This window comes from Pseudidiomarina aquimaris, from assembly GCF_003987395.1.
Classification (GTDB): domain Bacteria; phylum Pseudomonadota; class Gammaproteobacteria; order Enterobacterales; family Alteromonadaceae; genus Pseudidiomarina; species Pseudidiomarina aquimaris.
On the sequence record NZ_PIPT01000007.1, the window covers coordinates 12,112 to 38,735 of the forward strand.

General features: G+C 51.8%; 20 protein-coding genes. 9 read left to right on the forward strand and 11 right to left on the reverse strand.

The genetic code is table 11. The annotated features are described in order from the left end of the window. Positions 1 to 74: 74 nt before the first annotated feature. The gene (locus tag CWE21_RS09350) at positions 75 to 458 is read right to left on the reverse strand and encodes a c-type cytochrome (protein WP_126834359.1); all 384 of its coding nucleotides are present in this window, start codon (positions 456 to 458) and stop codon (positions 75 to 77) included. A 140-nt stretch (positions 459 to 598) separates the two neighbouring features. Here CWE21_RS09350 and dinB point away from each other — a divergent pair, with 140 nt between their 5' ends. Further along, a complete protein-coding gene (gene dinB / locus CWE21_RS09355) occupies positions 599 to 1,681 on the forward strand; it encodes a DNA polymerase IV (protein ID WP_126834182.1) in 1,083 nt (360 codons plus the stop codon). Here the strand turns inward: dinB and CWE21_RS09360 are convergent. The 3 genes from CWE21_RS09360 to CWE21_RS09370 form a co-directional block, all read right to left on the reverse strand. Continuing rightward, positions 1,678 to 2,727: a PepSY-associated TM helix domain-containing protein gene (locus CWE21_RS09360; RefSeq protein WP_126834183.1), complete on the reverse strand. Its 1,050-nt coding sequence runs from the start codon at positions 2,725 to 2,727 to the stop codon at positions 1,678 to 1,680. The two genes, dinB and CWE21_RS09360, sit on opposite strands and share 4 nt — an antisense overlap. Beyond that, a complete protein-coding gene (locus CWE21_RS09365) occupies positions 2,727 to 4,844 on the reverse strand; it encodes a TonB-dependent receptor (protein ID WP_126834184.1) in 2,118 nt (705 codons plus the stop codon). The genes CWE21_RS09360 and CWE21_RS09365 overlap by 1 nt, the downstream gene beginning before the upstream one ends. Before the next feature lie 123 nt (positions 4,845 to 4,967). Next, on the reverse strand, positions 4,968 to 5,813 hold the full coding sequence (locus CWE21_RS09370) for a MurR/RpiR family transcriptional regulator (protein ID WP_126834185.1): 846 nt from the start codon (positions 5,811 to 5,813) through the stop codon (positions 4,968 to 4,970). Positions 5,814 to 5,932: 119 nt separating this feature from the next. Between CWE21_RS09370 and CWE21_RS09375 the strand changes: the two genes are divergently transcribed. From CWE21_RS09375 to CWE21_RS09395, 5 genes are all read left to right on the forward strand, one after another. After that, positions 5,933 to 7,306, forward strand: coding sequence for a Na+/H+ antiporter NhaC family protein (locus CWE21_RS09375; RefSeq protein ID WP_126834186.1), 1,374 nt, complete (start codon positions 5,933 to 5,935; stop codon positions 7,304 to 7,306). A 15-nt stretch (positions 7,307 to 7,321) separates the two neighbouring features. Then, a complete protein-coding gene (locus CWE21_RS09380) occupies positions 7,322 to 8,935 on the forward strand; it encodes a serine hydrolase (RefSeq protein WP_126834187.1) in 1,614 nt (537 codons plus the stop codon). A gap of 14 nt (positions 8,936 to 8,949) precedes the next feature. After that, complete coding sequence (alr, locus tag CWE21_RS09385) at positions 8,950 to 10,053, forward strand: alanine racemase (RefSeq protein WP_126834188.1); 1,104 nt, start codon at positions 8,950 to 8,952, stop codon at positions 10,051 to 10,053. A 74-nt stretch (positions 10,054 to 10,127) separates the two neighbouring features. Next, positions 10,128 to 11,570, forward strand: coding sequence for an NlpC/P60 family protein (locus tag CWE21_RS09390; protein WP_198675099.1), 1,443 nt, complete (start codon positions 10,128 to 10,130; stop codon positions 11,568 to 11,570). Between the two features lie 12 nt (positions 11,571 to 11,582). Then, positions 11,583 to 12,686 (forward strand): dipeptide epimerase, encoded by a 1,104-nt coding sequence (locus CWE21_RS09395; protein WP_126834189.1) that lies wholly within the window; start codon positions 11,583 to 11,585, stop codon positions 12,684 to 12,686. Here CWE21_RS09395 and CWE21_RS09400 read toward each other — a convergent pair. The 3 genes from CWE21_RS09400 to CWE21_RS09410 all read right to left on the reverse strand — a co-directional run bounded on the left by CWE21_RS09400 (position 12,652) and on the right by CWE21_RS09410 (position 15,795). After that, positions 12,652 to 13,089: a YqaA family protein gene (locus CWE21_RS09400; protein WP_126834190.1), complete on the reverse strand. Its 438-nt coding sequence runs from the start codon at positions 13,087 to 13,089 to the stop codon at positions 12,652 to 12,654. The genes CWE21_RS09395 and CWE21_RS09400 overlap by 35 nt on opposite strands. 9 nt (positions 13,090 to 13,098) lie before the next feature. Continuing rightward, positions 13,099 to 15,180, reverse strand: a complete 2,082-nt coding sequence (locus CWE21_RS09405) for a S9 family peptidase (RefSeq protein ID WP_126834191.1) — start codon at positions 15,178 to 15,180, stop codon at positions 13,099 to 13,101. Between the two features lie 114 nt (positions 15,181 to 15,294). After that, positions 15,295 to 15,795: a TIGR00645 family protein gene (locus CWE21_RS09410; RefSeq protein WP_126834192.1), complete on the reverse strand. Its 501-nt coding sequence runs from the start codon at positions 15,793 to 15,795 to the stop codon at positions 15,295 to 15,297. A 205-nt stretch (positions 15,796 to 16,000) separates the two neighbouring features. Here CWE21_RS09410 and CWE21_RS09415 point away from each other — a divergent pair, with 205 nt between their 5' ends. Beyond that, on the forward strand, positions 16,001 to 17,404 hold the full coding sequence (locus CWE21_RS09415; RefSeq protein ID WP_126834193.1) for a cytochrome ubiquinol oxidase subunit I: 1,404 nt from the start codon (positions 16,001 to 16,003) through the stop codon (positions 17,402 to 17,404). A 2-nt stretch (positions 17,405 to 17,406) separates the two neighbouring features. Continuing rightward, positions 17,407 to 18,408 (forward strand): cytochrome d ubiquinol oxidase subunit II, encoded by a 1,002-nt coding sequence (cydB, locus tag CWE21_RS09420; protein ID WP_126834194.1) that lies wholly within the window; start codon positions 17,407 to 17,409, stop codon positions 18,406 to 18,408. An 84-nt stretch (positions 18,409 to 18,492) separates the two neighbouring features. Here cydB and CWE21_RS09430 read toward each other — a convergent pair whose 3' ends face one another. After that, positions 18,493 to 19,317, reverse strand: coding sequence for a prephenate dehydratase (locus CWE21_RS09430; protein ID WP_126834196.1), 825 nt, complete (start codon positions 19,315 to 19,317; stop codon positions 18,493 to 18,495). Positions 19,318 to 19,377: 60 nt separating this feature from the next. After that, the gene (gene olsF, locus CWE21_RS09435) at positions 19,378 to 21,114 is read right to left on the reverse strand and encodes a bifunctional ornithine lipid synthase OlsF (RefSeq protein WP_126834197.1); all 1,737 of its coding nucleotides are present in this window, start codon (positions 21,112 to 21,114) and stop codon (positions 19,378 to 19,380) included. A 176-nt stretch (positions 21,115 to 21,290) separates the two neighbouring features. Between olsF and CWE21_RS09440 the strand changes: the two genes are divergently transcribed. Next, positions 21,291 to 22,646: an amidohydrolase family protein gene (locus CWE21_RS09440; RefSeq protein ID WP_126834198.1), complete on the forward strand. Its 1,356-nt coding sequence runs from the start codon at positions 21,291 to 21,293 to the stop codon at positions 22,644 to 22,646. On the opposite strand, the gene pbp4b is transcribed toward CWE21_RS09440, so the two are convergent. Further along, positions 22,633 to 25,107: a penicillin binding protein PBP4B gene (gene pbp4b, locus CWE21_RS09445; RefSeq protein ID WP_126834199.1), complete on the reverse strand. Its 2,475-nt coding sequence runs from the start codon at positions 25,105 to 25,107 to the stop codon at positions 22,633 to 22,635. The two genes, CWE21_RS09440 and pbp4b, sit on opposite strands and share 14 nt — an antisense overlap. Continuing rightward, entirely contained in the window at positions 25,104 to 26,612 is a 1,509-nt protein-coding gene (locus CWE21_RS09450) for a tryptophan halogenase family protein (protein WP_241970272.1), read from the reverse strand. Before CWE21_RS09450 ends, pbp4b begins: the two co-directional genes overlap by 4 nt. Between the last annotated feature and the right edge of the window lie 12 nt (positions 26,613 to 26,624).

Below are 26,624 nucleotides of genomic sequence, written 5' to 3' on the forward strand. Positions count from 1 at the left end.
TTAAGTTCGTTATACAACATGCACAAAAAAACCGCCGAAGCGGTTTTTGATGCATGATTTTGTCAATTTCAGCCCTAGATATCGGCAATCATGTAGTCGATAGCAGCTTGAATTTCGTCATCGCTACAGTCACCACAGGTACCTTTCGGAGGCATCGCGTTATAGCCTTCAATGGCGTGCTTCAATACGGTATCCATGCCTTGTGCAAGACGTGGTTCCCAATCGGCTGCATTGTTAATTTTTGGCGCGCCCAAAACGCCGCCAGTATGACAAGCGGCACAATAAGTATTATAAATCTGGTCACCCGAACGTGCGCCACCCGCGCTTGCACCACTGTCAGCGGTAGCTGCAGCGTCACCGGTACGAACTTGACCGATTGGCGCGATACGTTTTGCAATGTCTTCATTGCTATCTTGCGGTAACATAGTGGCACCCGCGCTGCCGACTACAAAGGCCATTGCAGCGGCGAGGAAACGACCCGATTTTACGACTTTAAATACGTTCACAGTGGACTCCTGTTGCATATCGATGAGCTTGCACGCTCACAAAGTTGTTGCGATTATAGCCAGATTCCGTCCAAGGTTAAACATTTCGTTGCATGTCTTCTCCAGCAAATAATGATACGCGGAAAATTGCCCTTTTAGATCTCGATGCTTTTTTTGCCAGCGCCGAGGTTTTGCGTGACCCTAGTTTGCGCCACAAGCCCTTTGCGGTCGGGGGTGGCAGTGAGCGCGGAGTGGTTGCCACCGCGAATTATCTGGCGCGGCAATTTGGCGTGCGCAGTGCTATGTCGGGTGCGCACGCGCGTCGCTTATGCCCACAGTTGCATTTTGTCGCCCCTGATCATCGCTATTACCGCGAATTGTCCAAACAAGTGCTCGCGGTCCTTCGTCAAGTTACCGAAATTGTTGAACCTGCATCGATCGATGAGTTTTATCTTGATTTAACCGACAACCAAGAATATCAAGGGAGTGCTTCGTTAACTATGGCAGCGATACGCGATCAGTTACGCGACATGGGGCTGACCGCATCCGCAGGGATTAGCTGCCAGAAGATGGTGGCAAAAATTGCCAGCGAGGAGCAAAAACCCGACGGCCAATTTGTCGTGCCTCCCGATCAGGTCGTTGCCTACCTTAGTCAGCTGAGCCTTAAGCGCATACCTGGGGTGGGTCCAAAGAGCCTTGAGCGTCTACAAAACGCCGGCTATTACCTCGGCAAAGATATTCAACAAGCCGACCTAACACGACTGCAGCGGTTATTAGGTGATAAGTCGGGTTGGTTACTGTATCAACGTTGCACCGGTAACGACCCACGCCCAGTGGTGACTGAGCGCACGCGCAAAAGTATCGGCTGTGAGGAAACCTTACGCCACGATTTTCAGCATTTACGTCAGTTAGAAAGCTTTCTCGATGAGGTGTTGCTTCCGCAATTGCAAAAGCGCGCGGGAAAAAGTCGCTGGCAAGACGTTTTGATCAAAAGTCAGACGGTGAAACTAAAGTTTAGCGATTTTCAACAAACCACCGTTTCCAAGACCGCTAAAACAGCCTCTCCGAGCTTGTTTTATCAGCTATTACGCGAAGCTTGGGAGCGCCGCCAGCAACGCGGCGTACGACTGATTGGGATTAGTATCACCCTACCCGACCCAGACGAGCAGTTACAGTTGGAACTTGAGCTTGATTAACGGTGCGCGCGACGACGCCACCAAAACCAAACGCCAGTTAACGGTAGCAGCATTAGCGCCAAACCACCTAACAACACCGCTGCTAACCAGGACCATCCCCCCACAGCTGCAATATGTAATGGATAGACCATTTGTGATAGCTGAAAACCCAATGACTTCGCCCGTACGTCATCAGCACTAACCAGCGAGCCCTGTGAGGCAAAAACTAAATAGCTACGACCATTCGGGTGCCATTCGTCGGCGTGTTGCAAGCGCATGCGGTAGTTGCCTTCCTCTGTGGGCGCTAGATAGACTAAGCGCGGCGTTTGCTGCGGCCAGAACTGGTTGGCAATCGCAAATCGTTGTTGCCAATTGGCCGCAGTCGTTTGCGGGAGTAGCTTTGCCTGCCGTGGCACGTTTTGCGGCACTTTCTGTGGCAATAACTGCGACAAGCCGGCGTTTACGGAGGCAGCGTACATAATTGCTGTGCCGGTAAGCAACAGCACGGCAATCGGCACCAGGAAAAGCACGCCGCTACTGCGATGTAACTGCCACAAAGTCGCTATAAACTGTCGCTGTCCAGGTCGCACAAAACGTACGCTCAGAACGCGCCAGCTCCAATGACGCGGCCACCAGCGCACGACACCCGCAATCACTAATAGCAAGCTCAGCAACCCCAAGATGCCCATGATGTCTTTGCCAAGTTCGTGCAATAGCAAATGGTGGTGAAATTCGACCATCCATGACACCCAATCACCTAACTGCGGACGCGCGAGCAATTCCTTACCGGAGCCATCGAAATAGAAGGTCGTCCCGGCCCCATCCACCACTTCGATCCATGGTTTGTCGGCACGCGGCAAATAAGCATAGCCTGCATCGAACCGATTAAAAACAGCAGCAGCTTCGGTTGCGGAGGGGATTTCAACAAGTCGCAGTTGCGGATACTGCAACTGTAAAAGTTCGGTCTTGTATAACAGCAAAGTGCCGGTCAAAGCGACCAGCACCATCCATAAAGCAAGGGAAAGGCCGAGCCACTTGTGCACTCGGCCAAAACCATGACGCCACATTAGAATTGATAGCTCCAATTCACACTGACAGTCCGTCCACGACCAGCGAAGTTACGCGAATCAGGACCCACAGTTTGGGCGTAATAGGTGAAGTAAAATTCATCTAATAGGTTTTCGACGCCTACCGTGAACTGTCCGTAATCCATGGTCTCAATTAAGATTTGTGCGTCGAGCGTTTCATAGCCGTCAAAGTTGTTGATGGCTTGTGCGCCACTGTAAATGTCGCGGTCAAACAGCATGTTGTACTGCAAACGGCTGCTTACTAAAGCGCCCCATTGCTGTTCCCAGAACAGGTTGGCGCGTTCAGGGGCAATGTTGCGACCACCTAATTCGGCGTCCACACGATCATCGCCATCACTGTCGTACTCACCATTGGTCTTGGCATAATTCACCCCAAAGCTGGTGTCTGGCGAATAGGCATAGCTTGCGCTCAGCTCGTAACCGTCGATCTCAGTGCGCTCACGTTGCACACTGTAGAAGCCGTCGGCGTCTGCTTGTAAGCGCGCACCTAAATCTGAGTCGGACATAAAGTAACTCGCGCTGAAGGTCATTGCCGAGCTACGGTACTCCACCCCTACTTCACGGTTATCCGCAATCACCGGTTGCAAATCAAGGAAACTGTTGACGCTCAAACCAGGCTCGCTGATACCACGCAGCACACGGCCTACGTCGGGCATGCTGAAGCCTTCTGAATAGCTAGCAAATACGCGCCAGTCGTTGCTTAGCTCATAGACGATGCCGGCATTAGGTAACAGTTCGTTGAACGATGGCTCACCGCCTTCGACAAAAACGCTGCCGTAACTTGCGAGGGTTGTGAAGTCATCGACATTCAGAGTGCCATCTTCATAGCGCAAGCCAGCACTTAAAGTCAGGCCGTTGGCTTGGTAACGCACTTGCGTAAACGGCGCCCAGTTTTTGAAGGTTGTTTCTGGAACCCACTGGCGACCCGTCTGTGCCAGCTCTTGGAAGGTGGTGTCATTGAGGTAATCCAGCCCCGCGGTAACGTCAATCGGCGAGTCGCCAACATTGCGCCAGTTCAGGGTCAAACGCGAGCCGTACTTCTCGGAATCGTTGCGAGACTGATCAAACAAGTTTTCGCCGTACGCAGGGTCTTGGAAGGTACCATAGGTTCCACCACCATAGAGCGCAGAAAAGTCTTGTGAAAATAACTGCCAGTTGAGGTCAGCACCCAGTAAATTCGCATGGCGATAGGTTAAGGTGGCGGTGGTCACTTTGTTGCGTGGCGCATCTCCTGCGGTTGGTTCTGCCACAGAAATCGTCGGCTCACCGATTGCGCGGTCGCCACCGAGTGAAGAAAAGTCACCATTGCCTTCCATATTGAAGTGGTTCACCATCGCTTCGATACTTTGCAGATCATCAATGCGGTAGCCCAACTTTGCAAAAACATCATAGCTTTCTGAGTCCATGGTATCGCCTTGCGCGGTATCCACACCGATAAAGTCGCCATTACCGTCGACATACATGCCAGTGCTACGCAATTGCACGCCAGCAACAGCAGAAACATCACCTGAGGCTGCACGAACGAGGTAGCCCGCGCGATAACCTAAGCCGTCACTGGTTTCACTGGTGGGCGCAGTAAAGCCCGCGGTAACTTCGTGTTGCGCGCCTTGGGTTGCTGACTTGGTGATGATATTGATGATGCCACCACTGGCGCCCAAACCTTGAATGGCACTTGCACCGTGAATAATTTCGACGCGCTCAATCATCAGTGGATCGATCGTGTACGCTGCCCGTGAGCCGTTACGCAAAGGATTGGACTGTGGCACCCCATCAATTAAATACAACGGCTCGCGACCCCGTAAGGTTTCACCCGCGCTCGTTAGCTTTTGTCGCGACGGTGAAAATGCAGGAACTAAGTTACCCAAAACGTCAGACAGTGAGTCGGCACTGGCCAATTGTTGACGCAGATCTTCGCCATCAATCACGGTGACCGTTGCTGGCACACTTGCCGCGGTCTGTTCGGTGCGGGTTGCGGTAATTTTGATCCGCTCATTGGCTTTTACCGGCTCACTGCTGGTTTGTGCAGCAGCTTGCGGAACGAAAACGGGGCTTGCCAATAAAGTGGCAATGGCCAGGCTCAGCAGAGATTTTTGCATGATCAGGAATCCTATTGACGCAAATTTGATTCTTGTGAAAAGAAAGTGCGCCAATGATAACGATTCGCATTTATAGATCAATACCTAAATAGGAATAGTTTTTATTTACTTTTGGGCTAGAACTTATTTAGTGTCCAACAGATTGTGTGAGTTCATGCTTTCTTCCAGCAACGCATCCACCTTAAGAGCCTGACACATCTGTACGTAAAGCACATGACATAAATGCTGCATACCAAGTTGCATAAGCACGCTGTCGGTGCGCACGTGCGTGTCGCCACCTAAGGCGAAGATAGGAATGTCGGCGAGGATACTCGTGGGGTTATTACCGTAGCGCGTCAATGAGATGACCTTGGCACCTTTACTCTTGGCTTGGCGCACTATTTTCAAAATGTCGCTATTTTGCCCGCCATCGGAGACCACAAATAAGACGTTGCCCTCACTCAATGTGGTCGCCATTTGGATTTGCAGCGCAGGATCGGTGCTGCTGAGCGTCACCTTGCCCATTTGCATCAGACGTAGAACAAAGTCCTTAGCAACAATCGCTGACTTGCCAAATCCCGCCACTTGAATGGTCTCGGCAGCAATGAGTAATTTCAGTGCGTGTTGAAGCTTTTCTGTCTCATTTAGGTCAGCGACGCCTTGCAATACGGCATAGGTGGCGTCACGCAGTTCGCGGAAAGAAGTGGCGATAGAGCGCTCTTGGGAGGGGTGACTTGTGACCCTTCGCTGTTGACTCGAAGCTGAAATCACCGCTTCATTCACCGCAAATTTAAGGTCAGGATAACCGCGGTAGCCTAATTTTTGGCTAAACTTAACCACACTTGATTGGCTGACACCGATGGCATCAGCTAATTGTTGCGACGAGTAGTCGCGTAATAAATGCGTGTTATCGAGAATAAAATCAGCTAATTTGCGTTCTATAAGCGACATATCGTCACGCATGGCGCGGATTTTCAGTAAACAAGACATAGGCGCACGCTTATCTTCATAATCTATGAAAGTCGGTAGACCATATTGAATAATTTATTACTCGTTGGCAATATGGTCAGCAAAAATCCACCTACAACTACAAAACCAAGGTTGCTTTTATGAGCTGGATGTCCGTGCTACCCCCATTGGTAGCAATTATCGTGGTGTTCTGGCGCAAAGAGGTTATTGTCGCTCTCTTGCTTGCCATTGTTACCTCCGAACTACTTTTAACCTGGCAAGGCGGTGAACCGTTAATCTACACGTTTGTGGCCACGATTGAACGCATTATTTCGGTGTTTGGCTCAGCCGGCAATACCCGCATTCTCATCTTCAGTCTGATGGTGGGGGCTCTGTTAGCCTATATTCGCGAGTCCGGCGGTGTCGCTGCAACCGTTGAAGCCTTATTAGCGAAAGGCTTAGGCCGCACCAAGCGGTCAGCGAGCTTAATGACGGTATTTACCGGCATTTTTGTGTTTATCGAATCGAACCTAAGCGTTCTGACCGCTGGTATTTTGTCGCGCGGTCTATTTGAAAAACTGGGCATGAGCCGTGCACGCTTGGCTTACATTATCGATAGCACCAGCGCGCCGATTTGTATTTTGATTCTGCTCAATGGTTGGGGTGCTTACATTCTGGGCATGCTCGATCAACAAGATCTGCCTGGTTCAAGTGTGAGCACCTTGTGGAGCACCATCCCATTTAACTTCTATGCGTTAGTCACCCTCATCATCGTGTTCTACACCGCCTTTAGCGGACGCGTGCATGGACCGCTACGCAAGACCGAAGAAAAGCCTGTCGAGCATAAAGATATTCCGGAACATGTGCCAAGCAACAGTAAAGCGCGCTATATGCTCGTACCACTTACCGTGATGGTGGTCGGTATGGTCGCCTTCATGTTCGGTACCGGCGGTGGCGATATCACCCAAGGTGACGGTTCTAAATCAGTGCTTTACGCAACAGTTCTGGCCTGTGTGGTGGCTTATTTTATGCTGATTTTCAGCCGCCGTAATACGCACCAACAGCTGGTTGATATTGGCTTCAAAGGCATGAGTGAATTGCTACCGCTGGTGTCTATCGTGCTGTTGTCACTTGCGCTTGGCGCCAGCTTGCGTGAACTAGGCACAGGTGTATTTTTGGCGGGCTTAGTCGGTGAATTCTTACCGTTATTCTTGATTGCGCCGATGCTATTCATTGCCGGCGCGCTGATTTCCTTCACCACCGGCACCTCTTGGGGTACTTTCGCTATCTTGATCCCAATTGCGGCACCGATGATTCTCGCACTCGACTTACCAGCGCCATTGTTGCTTGCGGCAGTGCTGGGTGGCGGTGTCTTCGGTGACCATTGTTCACCTATCTCAGACACCACCGCAGTTTCGGCGTTAGCCTCTGGCTGCGACTTGCTGGAACACGTGCGTACCCAGTTACCTTACGCGCTCACCGCTGGCACGATCACGCTGGTGCTGTACGTGGTGACTAGTCTTATCATGATTTAACGAGGGGCTTACGATATGCCATTGGTTATGCGCAAACAAACAAATAGCAAACGAACGCTGCTCAGTAGCTTAGCTCTCGGTATTGGGCTGGTGTTAAGTACCACAGCGAGCGCTGAACCTAGTAACATTTCCGCGGCGAAAATCGATGCCACTGCAGCGCGCGTCATGGATGCCTACACGGTACCTGGCATGGTGGTTGGCATTGTTGAAGGCGATGAAGTGGTGTTTGCCGGTACGTACGGCGTGCAAGAGGTGAACAAACCTGCGGCAGTTACCGAGAAAAGCTTATTTAAGATAGCCTCGGTCACCAAGAACTTCACCACCGCCGCGCTCGCTTTGTTAGTCGACCAGGGCAAAATCAGCTGGGACGATCCTGTCATCGACCATATTCCAGAGTTTCGTGTACAAGACCCTTGGATCACCCGCAACTTCACCATCCGCGACTTGCTGATCCATAAAAGTGGCTTGCAGCTTGGCGCGGGTGACTTAATGTTCTGGCCAACGCCAAATGACTTCACCCGCGAGGATATCCTCCAAGGACTTCGCTATTTGCCGATGGACGGTGGTTTTCGTACCCAATATGCCTACGACAATATCCTTTATGTGATCGCTGGCGAGCTGACCGAGCGCGTTACTGGACAGCGCTGGGAAACCTTCGTCGAGGAAAACCTCATGCGTCCGCTCGGCATGGAGTATTGCTTTGCCGGCCCCGTGCCTGACCAGTATAAAAAGCATATCGCACAACCCCACGGCTGGTTAAACGAAGAACCTACCGTTGTGCGTCGCGATTTTGCCGATGATTATCTGACTTCAGCGCCTGCTGGAGGCATCCGTTGCTCCCTGCAAGCCATGACCAAGTGGATGAAAATGCACAATGCGCGCGGTGCGTATGTGACCGCAGATGGCGAGCAGAAGCAGCTCATCAGTGCGAAGCAGCATGCTGAAATGTGGTCGCCACAGACCATCATGAACGTTGGTTCACGTGCGTACGAATGGGATAACACACATTTTGCGGCCTACGGTTTGGGCTGGCGCATGCATGATGTCGATGGCTTATTACGTATCCATCATACCGGTACGCTGCACGGTATGAACGCTTATTTATCGTTCTTCCCTGAGCTCGACACCGCTTTCTTGGTGCTGCTCAACCGCTCCCATAGCGATGCTCGCACAGCGATGATGCAAACCCTAATCAAGGCCTATACCGATGCGCCAGAGCGTGATTGGTTGGCAGTGGTGCAGGAATGGCGTGAGCAAGTCAGCCAGCGTCGTGCCGCATCATTCGAAGAGCCTGAAACCAGCGCCGTAACTGCAGAGCAAGCTGCTCGAGTGGTCGGTGAATATGTCGACCCCTGGTTCGGCCAAGTCAGTGTTACATGGCAAGATAACCAACTGCGTTGGACCTCGCATCGCTCAGAACGTATGGCGGGTGAATTATTCCATGTAAATGGTGATACTTTCGCTGCGCGTTGGGATGATCGTACCCACCACGCTGATGCGTTCGTGCGTTTCACCAGTTCACTGCGCGGGGATATCGAAGGCATGCTGATGGCGCCGATTGACCCCGACGCTGACTGGAGTTTTAACTTCGACGATTTAGATTTTACCAAGCAAACCGCGGCTGAGTAGGAACTGCATAACGCATGAGTAATGGCTTACACTTTCGCCCAACACGGGCTGAAATCGACACTGACGCGCTGCGTCACAATGCAACAATGGCTCGCAAACATGCGGGCCATTGTAAGTTAATGGGTGTGATTAAGGCGAACGGCTACGGTCATGGCGCTGTCGAAGTTGCCCATGCAATTAATGGCAGTGTTGACGCGTACGGTGTCGCCTTTATCGATGAAGCACTAAAGCTCCGTGATGCAGGGTTTATCCAGCCGATCGTGTTACTCGAGGGCTGCTTTTCTGAAGCGGAGTTGCCCGTGTGTGCGCATTACAACTTGCAACCCGTGGTGCACCAGCAGGCACAGCTGGACGCGATTTTAAATGCCCGGCTTGTGAAGCCTTTGGCGGTATGGCTAAAGGCGGACACTGGCATGCATCGCTTGGGTTTTGCGCCAGAGCAAATCGAAGCTGTCAGCAAGCAACTTGAGAACTGCCCGCAGGTCGGCAGTGTCACGGTCATGACCCATTTTGCCAATGCCGATCGCCATCAGCACCCGCTAAATGAGCGTCAACTCGATCGCTTCAACGAAGTCTGTGCCCGCACCACTCCAGCTCGTACTCTAAGCGCCGCCAACACGGCTGCGTTATTAAGTAGTGCGCTTGATTTAGGCGATAAAGCTTCGCAATGGTGCCGCACGGGTATCATGCTCTACGGCGTCGACCCTACCGAACAGCAAGAAGCGTTGCCATTATTGCCAGCCATGCGCTTGCTTGCGCCGGTCATGGCCGTGCGTGAAGTCGCCGCAGGCGAAGCCGTCGGCTACGGCAGTCAATGGGTTGCCACGCGGCCCAGTCGTATCGCCACACTCGCTATTGGCTACGCAGATGGTTACCCACGTCATGCACCGAACGGTACGCCGGTATGGCTGAATGGCGTCGAAGTGCCACTCGCTGGGACTGTTTCGATGGACATGATCACGGTTGATGTCACTGATTTAGAACACCTAGAGGTTGGCGATGAAGCGGAACTTTGGGGCCCTAACCTTGCCGTTGCTAAGGTGGCTGAGGCGATACGAACGATCACTTATGAATTATTAACGCGCGTCAGTGAAAGAGTTCCTCGCCACTATAAATAATTTATGCCAAAATAGAGCATGCGTAGGAATATTATTCCTTCATGAAGAATCAAACTGCTTGCTAGGGAGTTACTGTGAAGAAACTTGCACTCGCATTCGCCATCAGTCCGCTATTATTGGCCTGCAGCCAAGCAGAGCAAGCTGCGGTTAGCCAAAGCGTTGACACATCGGTCGCCGTCACTGCTGCCGAGACGCAGCAGTTGCCGAACTATTCCACTGATGTCATAGGGGTTGAGCAGCAGTACCTAGAACCGGAATTCTGGCTGCAGCGTCTCGAACAACCGCATGCATTGGTGATGACGGCTGACGAAATTTCCGACTTCAATGCGCGTTCGTACCGCTTGCAAGACGAGATGGTGTATTTAACCGAGCAACCCACTGAGCTAACAGCCGCAGAACTCACTGCAAAAATCGATAGTATCAGCGGCTTGCCAAGCTACCCACGCCATTTTGCCGATGGTCGCCAAGCCACCGACGACGAATTAGCCGCCTATCGCAATGCCAGTAACTTCGCAGCGATTGCGGAGCGTAACCCGGTGCGCTTCGGTTTGGTCGTACAGCGCACCCCGATGCGTACGTTTCCGACATTAGACAAACTCTACAGCGAAGATCTTGATACCGACATTGACCGCTTCCAAGAAACCGGCGTGTTCCCTGGTATGCCATTAGCTATTTTGCATACCAGCAGCGACGGCGAATGGTACCTTGCGCAATCGTTCCATTACCTTGCTTGGATTCAAGCCAAGCACGTTGCGCTGGGTCCACGTGAAGAAGTCTTAGCCTTCGCTGAAAAAGAACCATTTGCCGTGGTCACCGAAGCAAAAGTACATACTAATTACACGCCAAGTATGCCGGCGGTATCCGAAGTTCAGCTCGATATGAGTACGCGTTTACCGTTACTAAGCGCCGAACAGACCGGCCATAACGTGCATGGACAGAATCCATTCGCCAGCTATACGGTCGAAATGCCCATCCGTGATGCGAATGGCGAACTCGCCTTTACCCCAGCATTGATTCCGCGCCATAACGACGTCAATGTCGGCTACCTGCCCTATACCGAAGCCAATGTAATCACCCAAGCCTTTAAGTTCTTAGGTGAGCGCTACGGTTGGGGACATGACTACAACGCCCGTGACTGCACCGGCTTTGTGCTTGAAGTCTATCGCACCATGGGCATCGAAATGCCGCGTAATTCAAGCCAACAAGGCTATGGCGAGTATGGTCAAAATGTCGTTTATGACGACAACAGCAGTAACGAAGAGAAACTGGCGCGCCTTGATAACGCGCACGTTGGCGACTTGATTTATCTACCCGGACATGTGGTCATGTATTTAGGTAAGTTAAACGGCGAACACTACGTTATCCATGACGTACACGGCCTCAGCTACACTGATAGCAATGGTGAGTATTACGAGGGCACCTTAAATGGTGTCTCAGTGACACCGCTCACAACCCTAGGCTTCGGCAAAAATGACACCTACCTTGATCGCATCTACGCAATCAAGTCGGTACGCTAAACAGGACGCTTTATGAAAATTACCGATATCAAACTTGCTAAGTTACGCGTGCCGTTGAAAACGCCTTTTAAAACGGCATTACGCACCGTTGAATCCATTGAAGACATTGTGGTCATGGTACATACCGATACGGGTCATGTAGGCTATGGCGAAGCGCCTGCCACTGCAGTAATTACCGGCGATACCCATGGTTCTATCATTGAAGCCATCGACCGTATTATTAAGCCGAAAATCGTCGGCCAAGATGTCTCTGAACTCAACCACATCGTTGGTTTGATTCAAAACGGTATTATTCGTAACTACAGTGCCAAGGCCGCCGTCGAAATGGCTGTCTATGACCTCTGGGGCCAACTCTACGACGCCCCACTCTATAAAATGCTCGGTGGCGGCGTACCGACCATCTCAACCGACATTACGATTAGTGTCGACTACATCGATAAGATGGTTGCCGATTCACTTGAAGCCATTGACCGCGGTTTTGAAACCTTAAAAATTAAGGTTGGCAAAGACATCGGTGTGGACATCGAACGCGTTAAAGCGATTTATGCTGCAGTCGAAGGCAAAGCGTTGTTGCGCCTCGATGCGAACCAAGGCTGGACGCCGAAAGAGGCGGTCTATGCGCTAAATAAGCTGGAAGACGCGGGCGTACGCTTGGAATTGGTCGAGCAGCCTGTGAAAGCGCGCGACATCGATGGCATGAAATTTATCACCGAGCGCGTTAATACCCCGGTCATGGCGGATGAAAGTAGCTTTGGCCCACGCGAAGTTATTGAGCTTATCAAGATGCGTGCTGCCGACATCATTAACATCAAGCTGATGAAAACCGGTGGTATTTCGAATGCAATTAAGATTGCCGACATCTGCTCTGTGTACGACATGCAGTGCATGATCGGTTGTATGCTGGAGTCGAGTATCAGCGTCTCTGCAGCGGTTCACTTGGCAGTGGCGAAATCGAACGTCATCACCAAAATCGATCTCGACGGTCCATCGTTATGCGCCTTTGATCCAGTTGAAGGTAGCGTGAAATTTAAAGAGTCGGAGATCTCAATCGCCGACGCTCCAGGCCTTGGCGTCCAGTCGGTTAAGGGTCTTGAGCCGATAAACCTAGAACGCTAAGGGCTCCCAGCAGCAGGGCGTAGCGCCCTGCTTTGCTGATCCAAACGATAAGCAGAAATTGCCAAAACCTTAAACGCAGCATACCGGCAATGAAAGTCAGCGTATCGCCAATAAACGGTGCCCAGGCGAGTAGTAGTGACCATTTGCCATAACGCTCAAACCACCAATGCCCCCTTTCGAGTGACTTCCCTTTGAACGGGAACCAGCGCCGCTCTTGGTAGTGCAATAAATACCGCCCCAAGCCGTAATTGACCACGCTACCAAGCGTATTACCCAGCGAAGCCACGAGCCAGATCAGCCAAGAGTTGTACCCAAGCTGCTGCGCCGTGACCACCAGGATCTCTGATTGCGCGGGCAACAAGGTGGCCGCTAAAAAGGCCACTGTGAACAAGCTCAGGTACATAACGGTACCCTAGTCCTTCTGGTAGCGCTTAAACCAAGCAAGGGTATGCTCGATTTTCGCCACAATGCGTGACGGCTTCGCGGTGACACCGTGGTAGGCATCCGGCACGCGAACCATGACCGTTGGCACTTTTTGCAGTTGCAAGGCTTGATAGAACTGCTCGGTTTCGGCCATTGGCGTACGGCGGTCTTTCTCGCCTGTGAAGAGCAGCGTCGGTGTGGTGACATTGCCGACTAAAGACAACGGAGAACGTTTCCAATAGTGCGCCAAATCTTCCCATGGCATTGCTGGGAACTGATTCTGGATCTGTCCAATAGAGCTGTCGGCAGTCAGTGTTTTACTCACCCAGTTGATGACCGGATTGGTTGCTGCTGCAGCATTGAAACGGTCAGTTAAGCCAACCGCATAAGCCGTGGCAATCCCACCAGCAGAGCCACCGGCAATGAAAAGATTATTCGGATCAGCGATACCCATCTCGATTAACTGATCAATGCCGGACATGTGGTCGGCAAAATCGCGCTCTGAGGAATAGTGACCATCGAGCAGCATGGCAAAGTCTTTGCCATACGAGGTACTGCCGCGGTAGTTCACATACAGCACCACATACCCTTCGGCGGCATAGCGCTGATGTTCTGCAGCAAAAAACGGTCCGTAGGACAAATGGGGTCCGCCGTGGATCTCAACCATGGTTGGGTAGCGCTTACCTTTCTCGTAACCTGGCGGCAAGATGTACCAGCCTTGAATTTCGGTACCATCAAACGAAGAGGTGTAGTTAATTTCACGTACTTCACCCAACTCACGATACGCGAGCACATCGTCATTCAAACCGGTCAAAGTGCGTGCGGCGCCCTCATGCTGCACGGCAACGTTGGCAAGGTCGTAAGCTGAGGCTTGGGTATAGGCAACTGCGCCAGTATTGGCGGCGACTGAGTACATGCCCATGGTATACGGACGGCTAGCGTAGATACCGCCGACATCGCTCACGCGGGTACTGAGCTCACCGGCTAAACTTACGTCAGCGACCTTGATACGCCCGCGATCGGCATATTGCACGGTCAGCTGGTCGCTGCCTACCCACTGTGGGCTTTCCAGTGAACGGTCAAAATCATCAACAATGGCTTCCACCGCACCCGAGCTCAACACCATACGGTGCAAGCTCGCATTGCGGTAGGGTTCCGCCGCATTGCTACCATGTAGAAATGCTAACTGCGCGCCATCGGCCGACAGTGTGCTGGCGTATTCATCGCCCGGCCAGTCGGTGAGTTGCGTCAAACTATTATCGGCAAGGCTCACTTGCCACAGGTCGCTTTCACGCGACTGATATTCCCAGTCCGTGTTGCGGTTGGCGCTGAAAACGATCGCCGAATTGTCAGCGAGCCACGTTAAAGGCCCGCGATGTTGAAAAGGCCCAGTGGTGACTTGCCGCGCGCTACCGCCTTCGCTTGGCACTACAAAGATTTGGCTATACGACGACGGCATCACGCCGCGACCATCACGTTGATACAAAGTGCGCTCAACGACAATTGGCGCTTTGCCCCACTTGGCCTTTTCTGGCTTCTTCACTGACTTGACGCTTTTAGCGAAATCACTTTTCGGCTCGGGTACCGCCATCATAAAAGCCAATTGCTTGCCGTCACGCGACCAGGCTAATTGACTTGGGCTTTGCTGCACTTCAGTAACCGCCGCAGTGCGTTGCTCCTCTACCCAAAATACATGGATCTGATTGCGCCCAGAACGGTTTGAGGTAAACGCTAAGCGTTTGCCATCGGGGGACCAGCTTGGATTGCCATAACTGTGTTCATCGGCGAACAGCGGCGTGTGTTGCCCCGACTGTGTATCGACTAACCATAGGCTACGTCGCGTGCCGTCAGTCATGATGTCAAAACTGTTGCGCACATAGGCGACATAACGGCCATCTGGGGAAATTTGCACATCATTGGCGAATTCTAGGGCGAAAATATCTTCCGCCTGCAGCTTACTGGTTACCGCAACAGTGTGATCTGTAGTTGCCGCTGGTTCTTGTGCTAAAGCAGACGCGCTCGCCATGCTGCTGGCGAGCAAACTCAAAGAAAAGAAAAGTTTTGCATTCATAGGTCGCTCTCGTTGCCTGTTGATTTGCTTTTATTCGTATAGGACAGGTCATGAGCCTACCGAACAATCAGCGTTTTAGGCAACGAATAACGACCAAGGTGGCGAATTAAGAGTTTAATCGTCTTCTTTTTTGCGGGTCAGTTTATCGAGGTAGCCCATCGCGAAAGCCGACCCCACAAAAGTTAAGTGGATAATCACATACCACTTAATTTTATCCGCATCGACATTATCGGCATTCATAAACACTTTGAGTAAGTGAATTGAAGAAATCGCCACTATCGACGCAGCGACTTTGTTCTTCAGGCCACCCGAGTCAATTTTACCAAGCCACGCGAGCTTCTCGGTATCACCGCCAATATCAAGTGTCGAGACGAAGTTCTCGTAACCACTGAGCATGACCATCACTAGCAATCCGCCTACCAAAGCGATATCTATTAACGTCAGAGTAAGTAAGATTAAGTCCACTTCCGGCATAGTGAAAATTAACGGTACGGCGTGAAAAAGTTCTTGGAAGAATTTCACGCCAAGCAGCATGACTGCCAAACTAAGGCCCAAATAAATCGGCGCCAGCAACCAACGTAAACTGTACATTAAATTTTCGACCAAACGTTCCATGCAAACTCCATCCAAACGTTAACAGGGTTGATACCGCTAGTGTAACGCCTTGCTGCGTGGCTGACGAGAGCTATTATCTCAATTGCCATACTTAAGGTATGGCAACGCCTGAATAATAATCCTGCAAAAAATAAGGTTTGTACCTACAAATTTCCGACAGAGCCCCTACAATTAAGTAGTTCCTAAAATAACTAGGGGTTGTCGCATGGTCGAAAGTCTTTTCTCCAATGCCGATGCACTGTTTTTAGCGCGCGTACAGTTCGCCTTCACAGTCGCATTTCACATTATTTTTCCTGCCTTTACTATTGGCATCGCCAGCTATCTCGCCGTACTCGAAGGGCTTTATCTCAAAACACGTAATCCGGTTTATCAAAAGCTGCTTCGTTACTGGTTGAAGATCTTCGCCGTAGCTTTCGGTATGGGCGTAGTTTCCGGCATTGTGATGAGCTACCAGTTCGGCACTAATTGGGCGGTATTTTCCGATAAAGCCGGTCCTGTAATCGGTCCATTGATGGGCTACGAGGTGTTGACTGCTTTCTTTTTAGAAGCGGGTTTTCTCGGTGTCATGCTGTTTGGTATGAATCGCGTCGGTGAAAAGCTGCACTTTTTCGCCACGCTTATGGTCGCCGTCGGTACCGCAATCAGCGCATTTTGGATACTGTCGGTCAATAGTTGGATGCAAACTCCAGCCGGCTACGCCATGAATGATGTCGGACAATTCGTGGTGGAAGATTGGTTCGCGGTGGTCTTTAACCCAAGCTTCCCCTATCGCTTAGCTCACATGCTATTGGCTGCTTACCTCACCACCGCATTCGTAGTAGGTGGAGTTGCCGCATGGCACTTGCTTAAAGAACGCAGCAATGCAGCGGCCCGCAAAATGTTCTCGATGGCAATGTGGATGGCGATATTGGTTGCACCACTGCAAGTTTTCGTTGGCGACCTGCATGGTTTGAATACCCAAGAGCACCAACCGGCAAAAGTTGCGGCAATGGAGGGGCACTTCAAGAGTGAAACCCAAGCACCTCTCTATTTGTTCGGGATGCCGAATATGGAAACTGCGGAAGTCGACTATGCCATTAAAGTTCCAGGGCTCGCTAGTCTTATACTCAAACATGATGTCAATGCTGAAGTGACAGGCCTCGACGCCTTCCCACGTGAAGATTGGCCACCGGTACCTGTCGTTTTTTGGGCGTTTCGAATCATGGTAGGGCTCGGACTCCTCATGGTCGTGATTGGTATTTGGGCTGGGGTGCAACGCGCACGTGGCAAACTTTATGAGTCATCATGGCTGCATAAATCAGCGCTGCTAATGGCACCCTCTGGTTTTATTGCCGTGATTGCCGGCTGGATCGTAACAGAGGTAGGCCGCCAACCCTGGGTTATCCAAGGTTTGTTACGTACTGAGGACGCCGCATCCCCTATCGCCGCAGAAGGTGTTGGCGGTAGCTTGCTTGCCTTCATCATCGTTTACTTTTTCGTCTTCGGTGCCGGTACCTTTTACATTCTACGTAAGATGGCAGCAAACCCAGAGCAAGTACATATCCCTGACTATGCCAAACCTAAGCCGGTCGGCATGGCCGCTGAACGCCTTATGCACGAGGAGGACTAAGCATGGATTACGCACTCATATGGGCTATTTTGATTTCAGTTGCGGTCTTCGCTTACGTTGCGTTAGATGGCTTTGACTTGGGCGTCGCCATGCTCTTCCCGTGGTTCAAAAAAGAGCAAGAGCGCGACATCATGATGAACACCGTTGCGCCGGTTTGGGATGGCAACGAGACTTGGTTAGTGCTCGGCGGTGGTGGGTTGCTGGCGGTATTTCCGTTGGCCTACGCCGTGCTTATGCCTGCACTCTATATGCCGGTAATTGCCATGTTATTGGGCCTTATTTTCCGCGGCGTTGCCTTTGAATACCGCTTTAAAACAAAGCGCGGCAAAGCAGTATGGGACTGGTCGTTTATTATCGGCTCGTTTGTTGCGGCCATGAGCCAAGGCATTATGCTCGGCGCCATGCTGCAAGGCATAAGCGTCGTCGACCGCGCGTACGCCGGCGGCTGGTTCGATTGGCTGACATGGTTCACAGTGTTCTGCGGTTTTGCCGTAGTTGTTGGCTACCTCTTACTCGGCGCCACATGGTTGGTGATGAAAACTGAAGGTTCACTGCAACAACGCGCCTACTCTCTAGCGTACAAAGCGGGCGTAGGCTTATTTGCTTGCATCGTGTTTGTTAGCTTATTCCTACCATGGCAAGACGCCTATATCTACGAACGTTGGTTTACTTTCCCGACCTCGATTGGCTTGTGGGTCTTGCCGGTGTTATTGGTGGTGCTGACTATCGGGCTGTTGAACTCACTCACGAAGAAGCAGCAAGGACGCCCGTACCTATGGTCACTTGGCCTATTCCTAATTGCCTACAGTGGCTTCGCCGTCAGCATCTTCCCGTATTTGGTGCCACGCGAAATCACCTTGTGGGAAGCCGCAGCACCGGATAACAGCTTGGTGTTTCTGCTGGTCGGTGCCGCCGTCTTGTTACCGATCATCTTTGCCTATACCGGCTACACCTACTGGGTGTTCCGCGGCAAGGTTCGCGCTGACTCGGGGTATCACGACTAATGACAAAACAAACATGGCAACGCCTCGGCTGGTTTCTGCTTTTTTGGCTCGCAGGCGTTGCCGCCGTCACTTCTGTCGGCTTACTTATTCGCTGGGTGCTGCTGTAGGGTAGCTACCCAGCACCATTACCTTATTGCGTAGTTGTATGAGCGTTAGCGCGGCACGGATAGCGGTGTCGTCGCGGTGCCCCTCGCACTCGATGTAAAAGTGGTATTGCCCGAATTTCTGTCCGGTCGGACGCGATACCAATGAAGTTAAGTTCACGCGGTAAGCGGCAAACACTTGCAGATGCTCGACTAACAAGCCTGGGTGATCGGTATCATCAATGATCAGTAACGAAGTTTTGTAATTCACGCCTGTTTTTGGCGCCTCATGTTCGTCGCGCGCCTCGCGCACAGCGACAAAGCGCGTTTCATTGTGCGCGTAATCGGTAATGTCATGTTCGACATGCGCAAAGTGATGCTCGCCAAGGCAATGTTCAGGCACAACAGCGGCTGCCGGCTCTCTACTTTGTTGCAGTAGCTGCAGCGCCTCACTGTTACTGGCGGTGTTCATGATCGGTACATTGTAACGGCCCAAACAGTCACTACACTGCCCCTGCGCGACAAACTGTGCGTAGATTTTTTCCGGCTGAGCGTGATTCGCGACCAGAGAGAAGCGTACCGGAATACTCAGCTCACCGACAATCTCTAGCGGGCGTTTTACAAAGGTATCGATGACCGGCGAGACGACCCCTTCGACAATATTTTCAATCGGCACCACGGCCAGATCAGCATCCTGCGGCAAGGCTTTCAGCACCCGTGCCAGCGCGGGATAAAAAGCTAGCGTGTAATCGTTTAACTGCCGTCCAAATTCACAAGCGGCAAGTTCTGAAAAAGTGCCAGCGGGGCCCAATGTAGCAATGCGCATGAACAATCTCGTAGTTCGTTGAAGACTACCTCTTAAGGTAAACAGGAACGCTTAGGATTGCTAGTGTTGCGGCGCAAGCTTTTGCAGATAACGCTGCTTACGGCGGGGTTTAAGTTGGTGTAAGTCGACAATGAGTAGTGCATCGATACTATTATTGAAAGCTGGGTCGACACTGAAACATGCAAACTGCACGCCACCCGGCTCGCAGAGTTCACTGTACTGTTTAAACAGAGGCGGGAGCTTAACGCCTAAATGTTGCAGCTCTAACTTTAGTGTTTGCAGATCGAGTGCATAATCACGGTGCTCGAAAAGCGCTGCCAGCCATTGCTCTTCTTCCGACGTATAGATAAACGGCTGATTAGGCGTTGCAACCTCTTGCAACGGCGGGAACCATTGTTGATAAAACCACACGATCATGGCCTGCGCGGCGCGCGGAAACTCGCCAGACAAACTTACCGGCCCAAAAAGGTAACGCACTCCGGAATGCTTTTGCACATAGGCACCAATGCCTTGCCACAGATAGTCCAAACTGTAGCGGTTACGGTATTGCGGCTGTATGAAACTGCGCCCCAACTCCATACCTTGGGCAAGATAGCGTTCCATGGTCGGCTTAAACTGGAATAAGCTCGCCGTATACAAGTTTTCAGCGCTTTGCTGAACCGCCATGCGTGCCACTGGCGCTAAGCGGTAGCTGCCGGCAATTTCCATGGCTTGCGCATCCCACAACAGTAGATGGCTGAATTGCACATCATAGCGATCAAGGTCGCGCCGTTGCCCCGTACCTTCGCCGATAGCGCGAAAAGTGAGTTCGCGCACCCGACCCAGTTCGCGCATGAGCGGACAGTCGCTGCGGTAATCGGTGAAATAGAGGTCTTTGCCATCTGGCGTTGTGACTAAATACTCACATTCGTGCAGGGCATCACGTAACGCCAAACGTGGTTCAGCAAGCGCAATGCCCTGCTCGGTTGGGAACATGCCAGATTTACCACTACCAACCCGGTATAAATGTTTACGCAGCATATGGACGCGGTTTTTTAAGCTGAGATCGGTGCGATGATGATGGCGATAGGCAATACAGCGACCAATCCGAAAATGCAGCACTCCAGCTCGCTGCCGGAACATTTCTTCCACCAGCAACAGCGTCGACAATGGCTTATACATCATCGATGACGCATAAAAACTCCAAGAGTTACGACCCTCCACATGAATTGGCAAAATCGGCGCTTGGGCTTTGTCGGCAATACGTAAGAAGCCACTTTCCCAGCGCGTATCGCGCACGCCCTGCGGACGCAACCGCGACACTTCACCAGCAGGAAAAACGATCACCGCCTTGTCCTCGGCCAAATGGTCGTGAATGGCTTTGATTTGCTGCCGTCCCGCTCGGCCACCCATATTCGTAATCGGCAAGAGCATGGGCCGCAGCGGCTCAAGGCTCCACAGCATGTCGTTCGCAATCACCTTCACGTCGGGTCGAACCTCAGCCACTAACTTTAACAAGGCAACACCATCTAGCGAGCCAATCGGGTGATTCGCAATAATGACGAGCTTACCTTGGCTGGGAATATGTTCACGTTCACGATCCGCTACAGTGTAACGAAAATCAAAATAGTCGAGCACTTGATCGACAAAGTCACGGCCACGCAAGTGCCCGTAGTCAGCAGTGAATTTACGAATATCTTCAGCATGAAGAAGACGCTTAAGTAACTTGCTGACCGGACGTTTCAACCATGATTCCAGCGCCGGATGGTGAAATACCGGAGGTAATTTTTGTTGAATAAGTTGGTCAACATTTAACATAGCTACCTTTTACGCTGAGCGTTGTGAAACCAGTGATAGGCTGCCAACAATGCATGACAGTTCTGTGCAGAATGGATGAATAGTTTGTGACAGACGAACGTTGAACCGAAACGCACATGACAGCGTTTTCATCTACACTGTTACCGTTAACTCATTCTTGCTTGGGAAATTACCGCATGTCGACTTTACGCTTCATTACTCTATTGATCGCTACTGCGCTGTTTATCTCTGCTGCGCATGCGAAGCACATCTCTAACGCCACAACGCTGGTAGAAAATGTGAATGTTATTAGCTGGGAAGGTCGCCAAGCGAAAGTCCTGACCGAGCAGACGATCGCGATCCGCAATGGTGTTATTGTTGCGGTCGCTGCTGACTTGACGGCACCAGCTTTAGCGCGTGTGATCGACGGTAATAACGGTTACGTGATTGCCGGCTTTACCGAGATGCATGGCCACGTGCCCGCAGCCGTGAGCTTTGGCGGCATGCCCGAGCGCTATGCCGATGACATGCTGTACTTGTATATCGCCAATGGCGTGACCACTGTGCGAGGCATGCTAGGCTATACCAACCAGTTGCAACTGAAAGAGGACATCGCCACAGGCCAGCGCATGGGACCCACCTTAGTTCTCGCCGGACCGAGCTTCAACGGCACCACCGTCGAATCGCCAGAGCAAGCCGCACAACGGGTACAGGAACATGTCGCTGAAGGTTGGGACTTGCTGAAAATCCATCCCGGTCTAGCGTTAGAAGAATATCGCGCGGTTGCGGCGGCGGCACGTGACAAGGGAATCGACTTTGCTGGGCATGTTCCTGTTGAGGTGGGCATCGACGTTGCCATGGCTGAAGGACAGCGAACCATTGACCACTTGGACGGTTATCTACGCTACGTTGACGCCATCGATCGTGCGATTACCGCAGAAGAGCTAAAACAATTAGTGGAGATGACGGTGACGAGCAACATGGCGGTGGTGCCGACGCAAGCTCTCTGGGCGACGCTCATCGGCGCGGGCGATGCAGCAGAACTAGCTGCCTATCCTGAGCTCGACTTGGTGCCACAACAAGTGCGTGAAGGTTGGCTCAATTACTACCCCAGCCAAGGCTCGAGCTACTTCAACACGGAACACGCTGCCGTACAGCAAGAAAACCGCCAACGTCTGTTAAAAGCATTGCACGACGGTGGCGCCACTATTGTTTTTGGCACCGATGCACCACAGCTGTTTAGTGTGCCCGGCTTTTCGATTCACCATGAAATTCGTTACATGCAAGATGCAGGTATGTCGTTAGAAGCGATTTACTACACCGCAACCGCGGCTGCCGCTGACTACTTTGCCAAGAGCCATGATTTGAAGGTTGGGCACGTTGCGTCGGGTTATCAAGCGGACTTTATGTTGCTGCGCAACAACCCGCTGGAATCGGCAAATGCTCTACGCGAACCCACCGGCGTTATGGTGCGCGGTCAATGGCTTGACCGCGCCAGCATTGACGCAAAACTTAGCGAGATTCGCGCCGCTTATGCGGTTAGTCGAGATTGAGTACTGCTTCGTAGACACCGGTGATGACGCTGCCGTAATTGCCGGTTTCAAACTGCTTGCCAAGGAACTCATAGCCGTCACCTTCTTCGATGATTGGCGAATGTCGAGCGTTGGTCAGCAAGATGATGCCGAGGTCGAGGGCCGGGTCGATAACTGTAGCGGTGCCAGTCCAGCCGGTGTGTCCAAATGCTTCGTTGCTTGCGTAAGGGCCAAAGTGCCAGCGCAACTCGCCGTCGGCAGCACGGCGCCAGCCTAAACCAAAGCTGCGGTCGCGCGCATGCGGTGCGGTGAAGATATCGAGCACACTGTTTTCAAATAGGTGCACGTTGCCATAACCGCCGCCGTTTAGCAGCGCTTGCACCAGTACGGCTAAATCTGGCCCCGTTGAGAACAAGCCCGCATGACCAGCAACGCCCTGCATTGAATAGAAAGCCTTCTCGTCATGCACTTCGCCTTGCAATGTATAAGTGCGGATGCCCGGAAACTCGACACGCCCACCGCGGGTGTTGCCGTTCAGCTCAGTCGCCGCAAACTCACTTGGCAGACGTCCTTTGCGCAAAGGCGTAAACATCGTGTCGTGCAGGCCAAGAGGCGCGTAAATATGTTGTTCGACGTATTGGTCCAAAGGCACGCCTGCAATGCGCTCTATAATAGTGCCAAGTAACTTGAAGCCGGTATCGCTATAGGTCGCTTGCAGACCATTGCCGACCCGAAACGGTACCTTAGTGGCGAGCAAGCGCTGCGTCTTTTCTTTGTCACGCGAATAAAAGAGCTTGCCCAGTTTGTTCTCTGGATCGAAGAAGTGCACCTGCGGACCATAACCCGAGTGGTGGTTAAGCAAGTCACGCACCCGACGAGCTTCACGCCCTTGCCCGCGGTACTCAGGCAGGTAATGATAAATCGGAGCGTTAACATCAAGTAAGCCACGTTCAACGAGGTGCATCATGGCCATTGCGGTGGCAAAGGACTTGGTGTTGGAAGCAATATCGAAGCCCGTTGCCAAGGTCATCGGTGTCGGCGCATCTAATAGCTCACCTTGTTCGTTGTAGCGTTTGGCGTAGCCATAAGCCGTTTGCTTAATAATTTTGCCGTCTTTGACGACCACCAAGACCGCCCCCGGAAAACCGTCGGCAATATCCTGTTCAATCAGCTCGTCGACTTTGCGAAAGGCGTTGCGGTACTCGGCCGTCGCATCTATCAATGTCGGGTAAGGGATCTGTACCCGAAGCTGCGATCCTTCTGGCTGTATCGATTGCACAAACAGCGTATTAAGCCCATCTTCGGTGCGGCGCTTAAGCGAATAGTTATAGGTTTTATCCCCTTGCAGCGGCGTCGCTAGGTTTAACGTCTCGCCATTAATTTGAATTTCGGCGATCACGTCCTGCTCAGCCGACAGCGTAATTTCGCTGCGACCTGCGTAGGCTTTGAAAGGTAATTTATCGTTGACCCACTCGCGGCTCGAACGCTGCTCCTCTGGCTCAGGAAAAACGGCATCGATTTGCCCGTGTTTAACCTTTGCAACCGTCGCAGGCTTCGCTTCGCTCTCTGCCGCACTCTCGGCTTGATAGCGTTGCCACAAGGGTTCAAGCTGCTTAGGGAAATAGCGTTCCAGCAGCGCAAACACGGCGGCTGTGGTTTGGCTGTCATTCTCACCGTTCACACTCCACGGCAAGAAGTGCATTTGAAAGGCTGACAATACGCTTCGCGTTTGTTCATCAAACACACCGGTTTCAGTCACGCCGTAGCCGTAGGTACGCATCGCTGCTTGCAGCAAGCCGATGTTTGCCGGCTGCTGATTAAACTGCCGCCAATAGCGCGCGAGGGTGTCTTGCTCATACCAAGCACCGACGCCTTGCTGATAAAGCTGATACCAAGGGAAACGCGGACCTGGGTCATTTTTGCGCATGAAGGCGATATCAGAATGGCCGACGACAGCGGTGGGATGAATATCTGGGTGACGCGCTAAGATCTGCTGCGACAACTCAATTACCGCCTCGATTTGCTCAGGATCGTAGTCAGGAAAGGTACAAAGCCGGTTCTCGCCATGTTCGGCACGCGTTGCCTGCTGACGAGTATCCCACTGACATTGCGGCACGTTGACAATTTCAATACCGATCGAGGTGTCGTTTAGCTCCGTACGCCCTTGCCAATAGGAATCACCGGCATGCCATGCACGTGCATGCTCGTCGACTAACTGAAACACCTTGATGTGGTCTTCTTGATAACTCGGATCTCCACGTTCGGGGACGAGGTAGTGCGAACTTAGCCCTTTCGGCTCCACTAAAGCGCGCACACTCTTTTCATAATCGATAGCGGTGTAGTGCAAAACTAACGACTTCACGCGTTGGCTTTGGTTAGCGGACGGCATTTGTTCGTAGTCAGTACTGCTACAACTGTTTAATGCCAGCGCTGACACGCTAGCCACAAGAGCTAATTTTAAAGGCTTCGATAACAACTTCATGATGCTTGGCAATGTTTCCGAATAAAATCTGCATGACTCGGCAGCTGTGCCACCGACTGTTTAAAAACGCGCTGGATTGTTGTTAAGTGCTGCTGCATGGTGGCAGCCGGCATCTGCTGGGCGATAGGATGCACTTGCTCAGGAGTTAAACCCTGACCGTGGAACATCGAGAACCAGCTAATTTCGTTAAAGAGTTCATTATTGCTGTTGCGGAAAATACTGGCATTTTCGCGATATAAGTCCAGCCGCTCTTGCAGCGAGTCTGGAATCTCCATATCGCGGCAATAACGCCAAAATTCTGAATCATCGCGATCCGTGAGTTTGTAGTGACACATGACGAAATCGCGAATATTGGTAATTTCTTCTGCGGTATAGCGGTTAAAAGCTTTGGCGCGCTCGGTCATGTTGCCACGCCCAGGTAACAAGCTAATCAGGCGCATAATTCCTGACTGAGTCAGTTGCAATCCGGTCGACTCAAGCGGTTCAATAAAACCTGCCGACAAACCAATGGAACATACGTTGTGCTTCCAGGCTTCATCGCGGCGCCCGTTGATCCAACGCAAGTGATTCGCTTTACTGTCAAAGTTACCGATGGTTTCGCGGAATTCACGCTCGGCTTTGTCACTTTCGGTGAAGCGACTGGAATAGACCCAGCCCTCACCAGTACGGTGCTGTAGCGGAATCTTCCAGCGCCAGCCTTCGTGATGCGCAATCGAGCGGGTATACGGCAAGATATCATCCGCGTTATGTTTACCCGGTAACGCCACAGCGCTGTCACAGGGCATCCATTTGCGCCAATCGTGATAACTCACGCCTAAGGTGTCACCAATCAATAACGCTTTGAAGCCACTACAGTCGATGAAAAAGTCACCATTTACTTCGCCCTGCTTTTCTAATAGCAACGAGGCAACGTAGCCATTCGCGTGTCGTTTGGCCTCGAGCATGCGGTCTTCCAGCGCTACCACACCTCTTTGGGTCGCATAGTTTTTTAGATAACGCGCGTAAGCGGCCGCGTCAAAATGGTAAGCGTACTTGATATGCCCCAGCGGGCTGCGTTTGTCCGCGATGGGGCGAGTAAATTTATGCGCCAGCGCAGCGCTCCATTCGAGATTTAGCTCCGGTAGCGGAATAGCATTGTCGCTGCCCTGCTCGCGCTCATGGCGCAGGTAATAGTGATGAAAAGGCACGCCGTTCAAGGTCACTCCATAGGTGCCGAACGGATGCATGTATTCGTCGCCAATGTTTTGCCAATTTTCGAAGGCAATACCTAACTTAAAACTACCGTGTGTCTCACGAATAAATTCGTTTTCGTCAATTTGTAGCAGCTGATTGAATTCACGGATCCCTGGAATGGTCGCCTCACCGACCGAAACGGTGCCAATCGCAGTGGATTCAATCAAGGTGATTTTGTAATGCTGACGATCAAGGACCTTAGAGAGTGCTGCAGCGGTCATCCAACCGGCCGAACCGCCTCCAAGAATGACGATGTGATAAGGCTGAGACATGGACATATCACC

Coding starts and splice junctions, on each gene's coding strand:
- CWE21_RS09405 (WP_126834191.1), bottom strand. CDS start 15,180: ATGAATGCAAAACTTTTCTTTTCTTTGAGTTTGCTCGCCAGCAGCATG.
- CWE21_RS09400 (WP_126834190.1), bottom strand. CDS start 13,089: ATGTACCTGAGCTTGTTCACAGTGGCCTTTTTAGCGGCCACCTTGTTG.
- olsF (WP_126834197.1), bottom strand. CDS start 21,114: ATGTTAAATGTTGACCAACTTATTCAACAAAAATTACCTCCGGTATTT.
- cydB (WP_126834194.1), top strand. CDS start 17,407: ATGGATTACGCACTCATATGGGCTATTTTGATTTCAGTTGCGGTCTTC.
- pbp4b (WP_126834199.1), bottom strand. CDS start 25,107: ATGAAGTTGTTATCGAAGCCTTTAAAATTAGCTCTTGTGGCTAGCGTG.
- CWE21_RS09410 (WP_126834192.1), bottom strand. CDS start 15,795: ATGGAACGTTTGGTCGAAAATTTAATGTACAGTTTACGTTGGTTGCTG.
- dinB (WP_126834182.1), top strand. CDS start 599: ATGTCTTCTCCAGCAAATAATGATACGCGGAAAATTGCCCTTTTAGAT.
- CWE21_RS09370 (WP_126834185.1), bottom strand. CDS start 5,813: ATGTCTTGTTTACTGAAAATCCGCGCCATGCGTGACGATATGTCGCTT.
- CWE21_RS09350 (WP_126834359.1), bottom strand. CDS start 458: ATGGCCTTTGTAGTCGGCAGCGCGGGTGCCACTATGTTACCGCAAGAT.
- CWE21_RS09440 (WP_126834198.1), top strand. CDS start 21,291: ATGTCGACTTTACGCTTCATTACTCTATTGATCGCTACTGCGCTGTTT.
- CWE21_RS09395 (WP_126834189.1), top strand. CDS start 11,583: ATGAAAATTACCGATATCAAACTTGCTAAGTTACGCGTGCCGTTGAAA.
- CWE21_RS09360 (WP_126834183.1), bottom strand. CDS start 2,727: ATGTGGCGTCATGGTTTTGGCCGAGTGCACAAGTGGCTCGGCCTTTCC.
- CWE21_RS09380 (WP_126834187.1), top strand. CDS start 7,322: ATGCCATTGGTTATGCGCAAACAAACAAATAGCAAACGAACGCTGCTC.
- CWE21_RS09430 (WP_126834196.1), bottom strand. CDS start 19,317: ATGCGCATTGCTACATTGGGCCCCGCTGGCACTTTTTCAGAACTTGCC.
- CWE21_RS09375 (WP_126834186.1), top strand. CDS start 5,933: ATGAGCTGGATGTCCGTGCTACCCCCATTGGTAGCAATTATCGTGGTG.
- CWE21_RS09450 (WP_241970272.1), bottom strand. CDS start 26,612: ATGTCTCAGCCTTATCACATCGTCATTCTTGGAGGCGGTTCGGCCGGT.
- alr (WP_126834188.1), top strand. CDS start 8,950: ATGAGTAATGGCTTACACTTTCGCCCAACACGGGCTGAAATCGACACT.
- CWE21_RS09415 (WP_126834193.1), top strand. CDS start 16,001: ATGGTCGAAAGTCTTTTCTCCAATGCCGATGCACTGTTTTTAGCGCGC.
- CWE21_RS09365 (WP_126834184.1), bottom strand. CDS start 4,844: ATGCAAAAATCTCTGCTGAGCCTGGCCATTGCCACTTTATTGGCAAGC.